Annotated in this window: 14 protein-coding genes; 9 read left to right on the top strand and 5 right to left on the bottom strand. The window is 72.4% G+C overall.

Annotated elements, in window-relative coordinates; translation table 11 throughout:
* Positions 1 to 7: 7 nt before the first annotated feature.
* Both ACFY04_RS20800 and ACFY04_RS20805 read right to left on the bottom strand, forming a co-directional pair.
* Complete coding sequence (locus ACFY04_RS20800; protein ID WP_389118604.1) at positions 8 to 871, bottom strand: hypothetical protein; 864 nt, start codon at positions 869 to 871, stop codon at positions 8 to 10.
* A 60-nt stretch (positions 872 to 931) separates the two neighbouring features.
* A complete protein-coding gene (locus ACFY04_RS20805; RefSeq protein WP_389118605.1) occupies positions 932 to 2395 on the bottom strand; it encodes a PLP-dependent aminotransferase family protein in 1464 nt (487 codons plus the stop codon).
* Positions 2396 to 2448: 53 nt separating this feature from the next.
* Here ACFY04_RS20805 and ACFY04_RS20810 point away from each other — a divergent pair, with 53 nt between their 5' ends.
* Together ACFY04_RS20810 and ACFY04_RS20815 are read left to right on the top strand one after the other, a co-directional pair.
* A complete protein-coding gene (locus ACFY04_RS20810; RefSeq protein WP_389118607.1) occupies positions 2449 to 3084 on the top strand; it encodes a LysE family translocator in 636 nt (211 codons plus the stop codon).
* A gap of 133 nt (positions 3085 to 3217) precedes the next feature.
* Entirely contained in the window at positions 3218 to 4762 is a 1545-nt protein-coding gene (locus ACFY04_RS20815) for a M1 family metallopeptidase (RefSeq protein WP_389118608.1), read from the top strand.
* A 67-nt stretch (positions 4763 to 4829) separates the two neighbouring features.
* On the opposite strand, the gene ACFY04_RS20820 is transcribed toward ACFY04_RS20815, so the two are convergent.
* A complete protein-coding gene (locus tag ACFY04_RS20820; RefSeq protein WP_389118610.1) occupies positions 4830 to 5726 on the bottom strand; it encodes an oxygenase MpaB family protein in 897 nt (298 codons plus the stop codon).
* Between the two features lie 130 nt (positions 5727 to 5856).
* Here ACFY04_RS20820 and sph point away from each other — a divergent pair, with 130 nt between their 5' ends.
* Both sph and ACFY04_RS20830 read left to right on the top strand, forming a co-directional pair.
* A complete protein-coding gene (sph, locus tag ACFY04_RS20825; protein ID WP_389118612.1) occupies positions 5857 to 6846 on the top strand; it encodes a sphingomyelin phosphodiesterase in 990 nt (329 codons plus the stop codon).
* Between the two features lie 86 nt (positions 6847 to 6932).
* Positions 6933 to 7598: an HAD family hydrolase gene (locus ACFY04_RS20830; protein WP_389118613.1), complete on the top strand. Its 666-nt coding sequence runs from the start codon at positions 6933 to 6935 to the stop codon at positions 7596 to 7598.
* Here the strand turns inward: ACFY04_RS20830 and ACFY04_RS20835 are convergent.
* Positions 7579 to 8805, bottom strand: coding sequence for a transcriptional regulator (locus tag ACFY04_RS20835; RefSeq protein WP_389118615.1), 1227 nt, complete (start codon positions 8803 to 8805; stop codon positions 7579 to 7581). The genes ACFY04_RS20830 and ACFY04_RS20835 overlap by 20 nt on opposite strands.
* Positions 8806 to 8994: 189 nt before the next feature.
* On the opposite strand from ACFY04_RS20835, the gene ACFY04_RS20840 reads away from it, so the two are divergent.
* The 4 genes from ACFY04_RS20840 (at position 8995) to ACFY04_RS20855 (ending at position 10249) form a co-directional block, all read left to right on the top strand.
* Positions 8995 to 9159 (top strand): hypothetical protein, encoded by a 165-nt coding sequence (locus ACFY04_RS20840; protein WP_389118616.1) that lies wholly within the window; start codon positions 8995 to 8997, stop codon positions 9157 to 9159.
* Positions 9152 to 9340, top strand: a complete 189-nt coding sequence (locus ACFY04_RS20845) for a hypothetical protein (RefSeq protein ID WP_389118618.1) — start codon at positions 9152 to 9154, stop codon at positions 9338 to 9340. Before ACFY04_RS20840 ends, ACFY04_RS20845 begins: the two co-directional genes overlap by 8 nt.
* A 99-nt stretch (positions 9341 to 9439) precedes the next feature.
* On the top strand, positions 9440 to 10012 hold the full coding sequence (locus ACFY04_RS20850) for a glycine-rich domain-containing protein (protein WP_389118619.1): 573 nt from the start codon (positions 9440 to 9442) through the stop codon (positions 10010 to 10012).
* A gap of 30 nt (positions 10013 to 10042) precedes the next feature.
* Positions 10043 to 10249: a hypothetical protein gene (locus tag ACFY04_RS20855; RefSeq protein WP_389118621.1), complete on the top strand. Its 207-nt coding sequence runs from the start codon at positions 10043 to 10045 to the stop codon at positions 10247 to 10249.
* Positions 10250 to 10363: 114 nt separating this feature from the next.
* On the opposite strand, the gene ACFY04_RS20860 is transcribed toward ACFY04_RS20855, so the two are convergent.
* The gene (locus ACFY04_RS20860) at positions 10364 to 12205 is read right to left on the bottom strand and encodes an AMP-dependent synthetase/ligase (RefSeq protein WP_389118622.1); all 1842 of its coding nucleotides are present in this window, start codon (positions 12203 to 12205) and stop codon (positions 10364 to 10366) included.
* Between the two features lie 85 nt (positions 12206 to 12290).
* On the opposite strand from ACFY04_RS20860, the gene ACFY04_RS20865 reads away from it, so the two are divergent.
* On the top strand, positions 12291 to 13031 hold the full coding sequence (locus tag ACFY04_RS20865; protein WP_389118623.1) for a MerR family transcriptional regulator: 741 nt from the start codon (positions 12291 to 12293) through the stop codon (positions 13029 to 13031).
* Positions 13032 to 13265 lie beyond the last annotated feature (234 nt).

Below are 13265 nucleotides of genomic sequence, written 5' to 3' on the forward strand. Positions count from 1 at the left end.
CCGCCGGTCAGGCCCGGCCGAAGAGGTCGCGCGGGAAGGCCCCGGCGCCTATCGCCTTCGTGACGAAGGCGCCGCCGAGTTCGGCGAGACGGGCCAGTCCTTCCTCGCCCAGGTGCTCGTACGGGGCCGCGTCGAGGCGGTCGGTGTCCGCCTCCAGGCGTTCGCGCACGGCCTTGCCCTCGTCGGTGAGCTCGCCGTCGGCGTCGAGGATGCCGCGCTCGCGCAGCCGCTCGGTCGCGGCGTCCAGGTCGGACTGCTCCCAGCCGCGGATCGCCTTGATCCACTTCGCGGACATGCCGCGGCCGGTGGCGGTGTGGCTGATCAGGGCCTCCACCGGGTCCAGGCCCGCGAGGAGCAGGGCGGCGAGGTGGCCGTCGCCGCGGTGCTCGCGCAGCAGGGTGGTGGCGTGCCACAGGCGCAGGTGCGGCGCGTCCGGTACGGGGAGGCCGGCGTGGGCGGCGTAGAGCGTGCGGGCGTGCCGGGTGCAGCCCTCGGTGGCGAGCATGGCCAGGTCGGCGGCCTCGGCGATCTCGGGCGAGTCGATGGTCTCCGGCCCGAGGAGCCGGCGCAGGGTGCTGTCGGCGGCCCGCAGCCGGGCGGCGAGGACCTGCTCGGGCGTGGCGGTGTCCCACACGGCCGGCAGGTGCCGGGCGATCAGGTCGTGGCGGTAGTTGTAGAACGTGGCGGTCACCGTGCCGGGGCCGACGGCGCCCATGGCGGCGGAACGGCTCGCGAGGTTGACGGCGACCGGGTCCTTGATCCCGAGGGTGGCGAGCTCCTTGCCGAGATCCGGCGAGAAGTAGATCGTCGCGTGCAGCGGGTTGATCGCAGCATGCCAACAGCGACGGGCGGCGAGCAGGGGAAGCGTCATGCACGGCAGGTTACCGACTGCTTGGTATGCCGGGTAGGGCCGGGATCAGTGGTGCGGGTCTCACCCTGAGGACGGCGTGCCCCCGAAGGCCGACCAGGCCCCGGCGAGCCGGGCCACCAGTTCCGCCAGCCGCCGCTCGGGCAGGGTGAACGGCAGCCGGACGTACGCGTCGTGGGCGCCCGAGGGGTCGGTCGCCGACCCGGGGATCAGCTCGACCCCGTGCCGGAGCGCGACCTGGGCGAAGACCGCGGCCCCGGCGGGTGCCGGCAGCCGGATCCACAACGCCGCCCCGCCGGCCGGGCGTTGCCAGGTCCAGCCCGGCAGTTCGCGCGCCAGCGCGGCCTCCAGGCCGGCCAGCCGGGTCCGCAGCACGGCCGCCCGCCCGGCCCGCAGGGCGTCCACCCGCGGCAGCAGCCGCACCGCCAGGGCCTGGTCCAGCAGCGGACTGCCCAGATCGGCCCGGGTCTTGAGCCGGGCCAGGCGCTCCACCACCGGGCCCGGGCCGCGCAGCCAGCCGATCCGCAGCCCGCCCCACACCGACTTGGCCAGGGAACCCACGCTCAGCACCTCGGCGCCCGCCGGGGCGTACCCGGCCACCGGGCCCGGCTCCGGCCCGTCCCACAGCCGGGTGTCGTAGGCCAGGTCCTCCACCAGCGGGACGCCGGCCAGCGCGGCGAGTTCCGCGATCCGCTCGCGCCGCCCGGCGGACATCAGGATCCCGGTCGGGTTGTGGAAGGTCGGCGTGACATGGGCCAGTGCCGCCGCGGGCAGGGCGGCGCTGAAGCCGCGGGCCTGGACCCCGTCCTCGTCCAGCGGAACCCGGCGCGGCCGTGCCCCGGCGGCGAGCAGCGCGTCCAGGCAGCCCGGCCAGCTCGGCGTCTCCACCACCACCGCCGAGCCGCGCCGTACGTACAGCTGGGCCACCAGCGCCAGGGCCTGCGTCGCCCCTGTGGTGATCAGGATCTGCCCGGGCCGCGTCGGCAGCCCCCCGGCGGTGTACCGGGCGGCGACGGCCGCCCGCAGTTCGGGGAGGCCGCTCGGGTGGTAGCCGGTCTCCGCCAGCAGCGGGTCCAGGCCGTCGGCCAGCAGCGCGGCCAGGGCCGCGCGCACCTCGGGGGCCGCCCCCTCCGCGGCCACCGACAGGGAGATCACTCCGTCCGGGCCGTCCACCAGCCGCTGCACGAGGGCCGAGGAGGTGCCGCCGCGGACCCGGCCGTCGACCGGGCGCAGCGCGCCGCCCGGCAGCCGGGCGACCCGGGTCCCGCTCCCCCGCCGGCTGTCCACGGCGCCCGCGCCGCGCAGTTCGTCGTAGGCGGCGACCACGGTGGCCCGGCTGACACCCAGGGCCGCGGCGAGGGGCCGCTCGGCGGGCAGCCGGTCACCGGGCGCGAGGTCGCCCGTACGGACCGCGCCGCTCAGGGCCGCGGCGAGGCGCCGGTACAGCGGGCCGGAACCGGCGATCCAGCCGCCGACCACCCCGTCCAGCTCGGCCGGCGACCAGGTGCGCGGCGCGGAACGGTCCACTTCCCCCTCCATTGGCCCGGGGCTCTTCCACCGGCCCCGACCAGCCTAGACACATGCCCCTCAGCACCTTCCTCGCCTTCGTCGCCGCCGCATCGGCGCTCATCCTCGTCCCCGGCCCGAACATGATCCTGATCGTCACCCGCGCCGCCGCCCAGGGCCGGCGGGCGGGGCTGGCCACCGCAGCGGGGGTGGAGAGCGCCACCGTGGTGCACATCGCCGTCGCCGTGGCGGGGGGCGCGGAGCTGGTGTCGCGTTCCCCGGCCGCGTATCTGGTGCTCACCCAGGCGGGCGCGGCCTACCTGCTCTTCCTGGGCGTACGGGCCCTGCGCGCCGGGCCGTTCCCGCCCGCCATTGGGGAGGCGGAGCCCGCGCGGTGGGGCCGCGCCTACCTCGACGGCGCGCTGGCCAACCTCCTCAACCCCAAGGTGACCCTCTTCTTCCTGGCCTTCCTCCCGCAGTTCGTCCGGCCCGATTCAGCCGATCCGCACGCCCTGATGTGGCTGCTGGGCATGGTGTTCCTCGCCCTCGGGGCCCTCCTCGACATCGGCTACGCCTGCGCCGGCGGGGCCCTGAGCCGGTGGCTGCGCCGCAGGCCACGGGCCCTGGCCCGGCAGCACTGGGTCGTCGGCGGGGTCTATCTGACGCTCGGCGCCCTCGGCGCCGCCGCCGCGCTGCCGGTCGGCCCGTGACGGCCGAATGGCGATCGTGTGACAGCAGGGGCCATGGACATGACCTGAGCGGTCACGGGTGAATACGGTCGAGCCACAAGGCCTTGGACCACTCTGTGAACCGATCTGTCTCCCCTACCACTTGGAGCCATTCGTGCACCGCAAAGTCATCGCCCCGAGCGTGCTCGCCGCTTCCCTCCTGCTGGTGATCCCGGCGTCGGCGGCGGGTTCGGGTTCGGGCGCCCCGGGTATCGGCGATCCCTACTACCCGGCCAGCGGCAACGGCGGATACGACGTGTCGCACTACGACCTGCGCCTGCAGTACCAGCCGAAGACGGACCTGCTGGAAGGCACGGCCACCCTGCTGGCCACCGCCAAGCAGGACCTGTCCCGCTTCAACCTCGACTTCGGACTCCAGGTCAGCGAGATCCGGGTCAACGGGGTCAAGGCGAAGTTCGCCACCTCCGGCTCCCACGAGCTGGAGGTCACCCCGGCGAAGCCGCTGGCGCGCAACACCCCGCTGTCCGTCGTCGTCAAGTACGCCGGGAAGCCCTCCGAGCTGAAGGTGGACGGCTGGACGGCCTGGCACCGCACGCCCGACGGCGGGGTCGCGGCGCAGGAGCCCGACTCGGCCGTCTGGTGGTTCCCGAGCAACGACCACCCGCTGGACAAGGCCACCTTCGACGTCTCGGTCAACGTGCCCGACGGCACCCAGGCGATCAGCAACGGTGTGCTGCAGTCCCAGACCTCGCGGCTCGGCTGGACCCGGTACAACTGGCGTTCCAACAAGCCGCAGGCGACCTACCTCGCCACCCTCGCCGTCGGCAAGTTCGACATCACCACCGACAAGACGGCGAGCGGGCTGCCGGTCCTCAACGCGTACAGCAAGGACCTCGGCGACAACGCGGGCGCGGCCCGTGCGAGCGTGGAGCGGACCGGCGAGGTCGCCGAGTGGCTGGAGGGGGTCTTCGGGCCGTACCCCTTCAACGCGCTGGGCGGCTACGTGCCGAACGTGACCGCCGGTTTCGCCCTGGAGACCCAGACGCGGCCGTTCTACGGCCCGGGGCAGTTCCGCAACGGGGCCAACGTCTCGGTGGTCGTGCACGAGCTGGCACACCAGTGGTACGGCGACAGCGTGTCCGTCGAAGGCTGGAAGGACATCTGGATCAACGAGGGCTTCGCCCGCTACAGCCAGTGGCTGTGGTCGGAGAAGGAGGGCGAGGGCACCGCGCAGGAGCTGGCCGACTGGGCCTATGCCCTGCGCCCGGCCGAGGACGCGTTCTGGCAGGTCAAGCCGGGTGACCCGGGTCCGGAGAACCAGTTCCACGGCGCTGTCTACGACCGCGGGGCCATCGCCCTGCAGGCCCTGCGCAACGAGATCGGCGACGAGAAGTTCTTCGAGATCCTCAAGGGCTGGCCGACCGAGCGGGCCTACGGCAACGCCAAGGTCGGGGACTTCGTCCGGTACGCCGAGAAGGTCTCGAAGAAGCCCCTCGCGCAGCTCTTCGAGACCTGGCTCTACACCCCGGGCAAGCCGGAGGCCTCGGCCCTGAACCCGTCGGCGGCCAAGCCCTCGGCCCGCTCACTGCAGTCCGCCCCGGCGAAGCCCGCCGCGGAGCCCAGGTCCTGGAAGAAGATCGCGGAGACCGACACGATCCACGACACCGAGCACGGCTCCGGCCCCGGCCACCGGCACTGAGTCCGCGCCGGCCCCGCGCGCCACACGGGCTCCCGCATCCGGCGGGGGCCCGTGCGTCCCGGGGCGGTCAGCGTCCTCCCGCATGCCACGCGGCCCGCGCCCGGTAAGCGATCGGCAGGTACCGCAGCCGCTCCGGCAGCAGCGGTACGAGGATCCGTACGGCCGTGCTGAACCGCCGGAGCGTACGTTCCTGGGCCGGGCTCCACTCCAGCCCGATCGCGGCGCGGGCCTCGGGCGGCATGTAGCCGACGGTGACGAAGGCCCGCAGGCGCAGGAACGCGGCCCGCAGCACCGGCCAGGTGAGCCGCAGCAGCAGGCGCACGGCGGGCGAGCCGGCCTCCGGCCGGGGCAGCCGCACCTCGGTGGAGATCAGCTCGCGGGCGACGGCGGTGGGCTCTATCTCCTCGGCCAGCATCCGGCCCCAGTAGGTCCAGTACTCCTCGATGCTCCGCGGCATGTCCCGGTCGTGCAGGCCGAGGATCCGCCCCACCTGGAGCCACTCCTGGTAGAGCTGCCGCTCCTGGGCGGGGGTGAAGCGGCGCAGCAGGTAGCGCCCGGCGTACAGGTAGACCGGGAAGCCGGTGGCGTGCACCCAGGCGTAGCAGGCGGGGTCGAGGGAGTGGTAGCGGCGGCCTCGGGTGTCCGTGCCCTGGATGTCCTTGTGCAGGCGACGCACCCGGCGGCCCTCCTCGGCCGCCTCCTCCCCGCCGTACACCCACAGCTGGACCGAGCGCAGGGAGCGCTCGCCGCGGCCCCAGGGGTCGGTGCGGAAGACCGAGTACTCGTCGACACCGGCCGCGATCGCGGGGTGGGCGACCTGCATGGTGAAGGCGGCGGGCAGCATCAGCAGGGCGCGGACGTCACCGGCGATGGTCCACAGCACCCCGCCGGGCGGGGGCGGCTCGGGGTCGGTACGGCGCGTGGCCGCAGGTCCGGCGGGGTGTGCTGAGTCCGTCTTCGTCATATGACAAGTATGCGAGCACCGGACAGCCGTCTCACGGACAGAAAGTCTCTGCACGGGTGTTACCCAGAGGTAACTGCTGCTGCTTGTATGACGGCGTCGATCTTCCCCCGCAGGAATGATGGAGACCTTCATGCTGCTTTCCTCGCCCCGCTCGCGCCGCGCCGCCGCCACGGCCGTCGCCGCGGTCGCCGCGGGCGCGCTGGCCGCCGCCACCGCGCCTGCCGCCTCGGCCGCGGAGACCGCCGCCACCCCGCGGCTCAGCGTCCTGTCGTACAACGTGTTCCTGATGAGCAAGAGCCTGTACCCGAACTGGGGCCAGGACCACCGGGCCGCCGAGATCCCCAAGACCTCCTTCTACCAGGGCCACGACGTGGTCGTGCTCCAGGAGGCCTTCGACAACAGCTCCTCGGACGCGCTGAAGGCGAACTCCGCCGCGCAGTACCCGTACCAGACCCCGGTCGTCGGCCGCAGCAAGACCGGCTGGGACGCCACGGGCGGCGCGTACTCCGCCACCACCCCGGAGGACGGCGGGGTCACGATCCTCAGCAAGTGGCCGATCGTCCGCAAGGAGCAGGTCGTCTACAAGGACGCCTGCGGCGCCGACTGGTGGTCCAACAAGGGCTTCGCCTACGTCGTCCTGAACGTGAACGGCACCAAGGTGCACGTGGTCGGCACGCACGCGCAGTCCACCGACCCCGGCTGCGGCGCGGGCGAGGCGGCGGAGATGCGGGCCCGTCAGTTCCGGGCCGTGGACGCCTTCCTGGACGGGAAGAACATCCCGGCAAACGAGCAGGTCATCGTGGCGGGCGACCTCAACGTCGACTCGCGCACCCCCGAGTACGCCAGCCTGCTCGCCAACGCCGACCTGGCCGACTCCGACAGCCGCACGGGGCACCCGTACTCCTTCGACACCGCGCTCAACTCGATAGCGAACTACCGCTACCCGACCGACCCGCGCGAGGACCTGGACTACGTCCTCTACCGCAAGGGCAACGCCCGCCCGGCGGGCTGGGAGAACAACGTGGTCAAGGAGCAGTCGGCACCCTGGACGGTCTCCAGCTGGGGCACCTCCTACACCTACACCAACCTCTCCGACCACTACCCGCTGATCGGACGCTAGGCCCTGTCCCTACCGCCCCCTTCCGGCCCTTCGGGGCCGGGACGGGGCACTTTCGTGCGTCCCGGCGCGGTGACTAGGCTGCCCGCATGACGATTCGCGCTGTGGTTTTCGACGTCGGTGAGTGCCTCGTGGACGAGACCCGCGAGTACGGCACGTGGGCCGACTGGCTCGGGGTCCCCCGCCACACCTTCGCCGCGATGTTCGGCGCCGTCATCGCCCAGGGACGCGACTACCGCGAGGTGTTCCAGCCCTTCAAGCCGGGCTTCGACCTGACCGCCGAGCGCGAGGCCCGCGCAGCGGCGGGCCGGCCCGAGCACTTCGACGAGAGCGACCTCTACCCAGACGTCCGGCCCGCGCTCGCCGCACTCCGCGAGGCCGGCCTGTGGCTCGGCATCGCCGGGAACCAGACCGTGCGCGCCGGCGGGATCCTGCGGGACCTGTTCACCAAAGACGTCGACCTCATCGGCACCTCGGACGACTGGGGCGCCTCGAAGCCGGACCCGGCCTTCTTCGAGCGGGTCGCCTCGGTCGTCCCGGCCGGGCCGTCCGAGATCCTCTACGTCGGTGACCGCGTCGACAACGACCTCCGCCCCGGAGCTGCCGCGGGGATGCACACCGCGCTCATCCGCCGGGGTCCTTGGGCAACGATCCAGTGGGACACCCCCGAGGCCCGCGAGCTGCCGACGTTCCGGGTCGATTCGCTCGCGGAGCTGCCCGCCCGGATCGCCGCCTTCAATGCGCGAGAGCGCTGACCACCGCTCCCCACCCGTACAGCCGGTCATCGAGGTCGCGGACGTACTGCTCGTGCTGCCACGGCACGAGCGCGCGCCGCACCTCGCGGACCCGCTCCAGTCCGGTCGCGTACCAGTGCGCCTCCAGTAGCTCCACTGCTCGCAGCGCGTACCCTGCGGCGGCCTCCGGCCGGCCCGCCGCAGCCTCGACCGCGCCGAGATCGCCGAGGACCACGGTGCGCTGCTTGTCCGCGTCGGCGGGCAGCTCCGCGAGGACATGGAGCAGGGTTTCCCGGGCCTGCGGCAGGCGCCCGGCCGACAGCTCGGTGTTCCCCTTGAACGCGGCCAGCCGAATCGGCGAGAACCAGTCCATCCACTCGGGGTTGGGGTGCGTGCTGCCTGCCGCAAGGACGTCCTCGCCGTGCGCGATCAGGTTCAGTGCGGTCCGGTCGTTGCCACAGCGGGTCTCGCACTCGGCCTCCACCGCGTCCAGCCAGGCCAGGAACTCGGCGGACGCCGGGGCGCGCCGGGCATAGGTACGGGCCGCGATCATTCGCTCCGCGGCGGCCGGCTGGTCTCCGGCCCATCCGGGTACGAAGGCCATGTGTGCCAGGATCGCGCTGCCGAGGAGCGGGTCGTCGGCCTCGCCTGCGGCTTGTAGGGCCTGGACCCAGGTGTCTCGCGCGCGTTCGGGGGCACGCTGGTCGAAGAACTCGATCCGGCCGCCCAGCAGGTGGCTTTCCGCGAGGGCTGCCGCGAGGGTCTGGCGGGTCTGTCCTGCGGTGGCCGGGAGCAGCGCCTCACCGAGGCCTGCGTGCGCGGTGACGGCCGGGTGCAGTACGGCCGGGGCGACACTCCAGTAGAGCTGTCGGTGGGCGCGGGTGACCGCGAGGTAGTCCGTTGCCGCGGTAGCGGGTTGCATGAGGCTCGGGGTGCGGATCGCAGTGCGGGCGGGCGGTGCGAGTCGCGTGGCGGGCGGCTCGGGTTCGACGCTCCCGGTGGGCGACTCGAAGCCGAGCTGTTCCATGTTCTGGTTCAGGAGCCGTTGGAGAACGCGGCGGGCGTCGGGGTAGGGCCAGGGCGGGGTTTCGGATTCCCAGCGCTGGACCTGTTTGAGACTGACGTTCACGCCGTTGCGGGCGAGGGCGTCGACGAGGGCTTGTTGCGAGCGGTATCCCGCGGCCGCGCGGGCTGCCCGTAGACGTGTGTTGCCGACGGTGCCTGGCATAGCAACCTCCTTGCGTGTAGAGGATGGTGTCACTGTCTCAAGAAGTCGCCTCGGTTGCCATCATTCATCAACTCGGGCGTACAGAAGTCCCTTTCTGTGTCGTCAGAAGTCCCTGAGAAGTCCTCGCCAAGAGACTTCTGCGGGTCCAGTCTTGGCACACCACCCGATGACGACGGTAGGGAGCACCCCGTGACGAGCCCCACCCCGCGCGGTGTATGGAGCCTCGATACCCCGGACAGTCCGGGCGTCGGCTTCGCCGCGGTTCACCAGCCCAGCTCCGAACTTCTCGACCGCGCACAGGTCGGCTGGGAGCGCTTCAACAGCGCCACGGACGAGGATCCGTCCGATGGATGAGGTGTACGAGTACCAGCCTCACGGACTGCTCCGTAAGCGAGTTCGGGACATCGCGTCCGGCGTCGAGGGCGAGCTCATGGCCGTCATCGCCGAGGGCGTCACGGACATCGCGTACATCAGGAAGTCGGACGGCCGCGAGTTCACCACCGCCGCCGCCAACGTTCAGGCAGCCGGCCAGTGAGCGGGCTCCGGCGTCAGGCCCTGTACGTCGCGGCCGCGTTCGGCGTGTTCGCCGCCGTCGGAAGCACCTGTTGATCTGACCAACCAACGAGGAGGCATCATGTCCACTCCGCCCCCGTGCAGCGCCGGCAAGGGAGAGACCCCCACCCCGGCCTGCACCAACAGCACCGTCCCCCCAGCGGTGAAACCCGACGCTCGCACGCTTGTGAGTGACGCCGCGTTCAACGGCGTCCTCGCCACAGTCCTCGACAACAACCCCGGCATGGACATCAGCATGGGGTCCCGGATCGTCGTCGAGGCCCTCAAGTTCACCGCGGCCGCCGCCATGTTCCCCACGGTCCGGATCGCTCCGACCCGTGAGGTCGACGAGGGGTGGCACGCGCTCATCCTCCACACCCACCTGTACGCCGCTCTGTGTGGGAGCCTCGGGCGCTTTGTCCACCACTTTCCCGAACGGCCCGACCCGACCCGCCACGACTCGGACGTCCTCACCCGCACGGTCGCCCTGATCGAGCAGGCCGGTTACACCCCGGACGCCGAGCTGTGGGCGGGCCCGAATCGGTCGCTCGTCTCGGTGGCGGCGAACTGCTCTCACACCCCGGTCCCGGGCGGCTGTGGTCCGATCAACCCCGGCGACTGCGCCACGCACGGCGGCGGAGGCGAAGAAGAGTAGGTTCAGCGCACGCCGACGGAGAGTGAGGACATGACCGCGAACGAGGCTTTCGAGATTCACGACGCGATGCGCCAGTACGGGATCACCGGGACCGTAACACCGGCCGATCCGGAGGACCCGGAGGGGGCGTGGGTCGTCGTCGGCGCGGACGGCCGAGATGTGACGGCTCATGTCCTCGCCCGCGTCTCAGCGATGGACAGGACTCGGCCGGGGCGGGGTTTCGTCGTCGCGCGCTGAGCCCCGATCCAGCCCCGGCCGGGCCGTCCCCGGCCGGGCCGTCCCCGGCCGGGGCTGCTCTCTGACCCGATGTGCCGATCGGACGTTAGGCCGTCACCGCACCGGGGCGATCCCTCACGCGGGCTCGTGCGGCTCCTCGTACAGACCGTCGATCAGGGCGCCGTACTTGTCGCGGACCACGCGGCGGCGGAGCTTGAGCGAGGGGGTGAGTTCCCCGGTCTCGGGGCCCCATTCCTCGGTCAGCAGCCGGTACCGCTTGATCTGCTCGGTCCGGTTGAGCCGGGCGTTGGCCGCCGCCACCGCGCGGGCGATCTCCTCCCGGACGGCGGGGTGCGCGGCGAGCTCGGAGGGGGAGGCGGCCCCGATGCCCCGGGCGGCGGCCCAGACCGGGGCCAGCTCCGGGTCCAGGACCAGCAGGGCGACGAGGTAGGAGCGGCCGTCGCCGTGCACCAGGGCCTGGCCGATCAGCGGGTGCTCCTTGACCGTGTTCTCCACCAGCGCGGGCGAGACGTTCTTGCCGTTCGAGGTGATGATCAGTTCCTTCTTGCGGTCGGTCAGCCAGAGGAACCCGTCCTCGTCGAGCCGGCCGATGTCCCCCGTCGGGAACCAGCCCTCACCGTCGCAGGCGCTCTCCAGCGAGCCGTCCGGCCGCAGGTAGCCGCCGAAGACGGTCGCCCCGCGGGTGAGGATCTCCCCGTCCTCGGCCAGCCTCAGCTCCAGCCCCTCGATCGGGCGGCCCACCGAGCCCAGCCGGAAGCCGTCCGGGCTGTTGACCGTGCACACGCCCGAGGTCTCGGTGAGCCCCCAGGCGTCCATGATGGTGATGCCCCAGCCGGCCCAGAAACGGACCACATCGATCGGCATCGGCGCGGTGGCGCTGGCCGTCCACATCAGCCGGTCCATGCCCGCGAGCCGCAGCAGCGGGTCCAGCACCTGCTCCTTGGCCGCGGCGTACGAGGCTTCGAGCGCGGCCGGCACCTCCTCGCCCCGCTCCCGGTGCCCGGCCCGGGCACGGGCCAGGTCGCCCGCGGCCTCGATGGCCGCGCGCTGTGCCTCGGGGAGCTGCGCGAGGACCGCGCGGACCGAGGCGGCGAGCTTCTCCCACACCCGGGGCACGCCGAAGAACTGCACCGGGTGCAGCTCGCGGACCGCCCCCGAGACGGCGGCGGGGTCGGCGCACAGCCGGACGTGCGAGGCCCGCAGCAGGGGCAGGTAGATCCCGAGGACCCGCTCGGCTATGTGCGCGAAGGGCAGGTAGCAGATGTGCTCGGCGTGCTCGGGCAGGTCCACGTGCCGGTCGAGGCGGATCGCCTGGAGCATGAGGTTGCGGTGGGTCAGCCGGACGCCCTTCGGGTCGCCGGTGGTGCCCGAGGTGTAGACGACGGTCAGCGGGTCCTCGGGGCGCGTCTCCTGCCAGGCCTTCTCGAAGTCGTCGGCGCGGTGGAGGCGGGCCCCGCCGGCGTGCAGGGAGCCGTAGGTGGAGTGCCCGCCGGCGTCGGCGGCCTCGGCCACGACGAGACGCTCCAGGGGCACGTCCGGGTCGGCCAGCAGCGGCTCCCACCGCAGGAGTTCGCGGGCGCCCTCGACGACGGCGATCCGGGCCCGGCTGTGGCGGGCGATGTGGGCGATCTGCTCGGGCGCGGAGGTCCCGTACACGGTGACGGGCACGGCGCCGAGGTGGACGAGGGCGAGGTCGCTGAGCCAGTGCTCGGGGCGGTTGCCCATCATCATCAGCACGTGTTCGCCGCGCTCGACGCCGAGGGCCGCGTATCCGGAGGCGAGGACGGCGACCTTGCGGCGCACCTCGCTCCAGGTGAGGGTCGTCCACTCGGCGGCGTCGGGTCCGGCCCGCCAGGAGAGGGCGGGGAGCTCCCCGTACTCGGCGGCGTTGCGGGCCAGCAGGGCCGGCAACGTGATCTCTTCGGGTCGTCCGGGCAGTCGCAGGTTCGTGGTCATGGGCAGCTCCTGGCCGTTTCACATCGTTGGTGCGACAGCAATACTGTTGAACCCAAGCTGTGGAGCAGAGAGCGAGGCGCAGACGATGGCCGACCAGGCACCCGAGCCGATGCTCACCGTCGACGAGCTGGCGGCCCGGGCGGGCGTCACCGTGCGCACCGTTCGTTTCTACAGCACCCGCGGGCTTTTGCCCCCTCCCGTGATCGGCCCTCGTCGGGTGGGGCACTACGGGCCGGAACACCTGTCCCGGCTGGCACTGATCGAGGAGTTGCAGCACCAGGGCATGACCCTGTCCGCCATCGAGCGCTATCTGGATGCGCTGCCCGACGATCTGAGCGCCCATGACCTGGCCATCCACCGTGCGATGGTCGCGAGTTGGGCTCCGGACGCGGCCCAGGAGGCGTCGCGGGAGGAGCTGGAGAAGCGGGCGGGACGGAGCCTGTCGGACACCGATGTCCGGCGGCTGACGGCGATGAACGTGCTCGCCGCCTCGGGGGACGGGTTCCGGGTGGACGTGGGGCTGCTGCGGCTGGGGGTCGCGCTGCTCGACGTACCGATCGCCCACGAGACGATCCTGGCGGCGCGCAGGGTGCTGATGGAGCACGCCAGGTCGGCGGCGCACGAGCTGACGGCGCTGTTCCGGGACGAGGTGTGGGGGCCGTTCACGGAGGGCGAGAGCGATCCGGAGCGGGTGGAGTCGATGAAGGCGCTGTCGGCGCACATGCAGCCGATGGTGGTCCAGGCGCTGGTGACGGCCTTCCAGCGGTCGCTACGGGAGGAACTGCGGGCGGCGTTCGTGTCCGGCGAGGCACCCGGCGGGCCATAGCCGCGGACCTAGGCCGTCTCTTTCGGATCTTGCCGGGCCCGCGACGCCCGGCACCGCACCTCGCTGCGTTGTCGGGCCCGCCCCAGTACGTCCGGTACTCCGGTACAAGGACGACCCTCCGCCTTGCGATGCACGGCACCGGACGCCGCGGGCTCGGCCGACAAGATCCGAAAGAGACGGCCCAAGCCCTGCTTTGGCGGGGCACGCCCGTTCTCAGTACGCTGGAGAGGAGTC

It is taken from the genome of Streptomyces sp. NPDC001549 (assembly GCF_042894025.1).
Taxonomy (GTDB): domain Bacteria; phylum Actinomycetota; class Actinomycetes; order Streptomycetales; family Streptomycetaceae; genus Streptomyces; species Streptomyces kutzneri.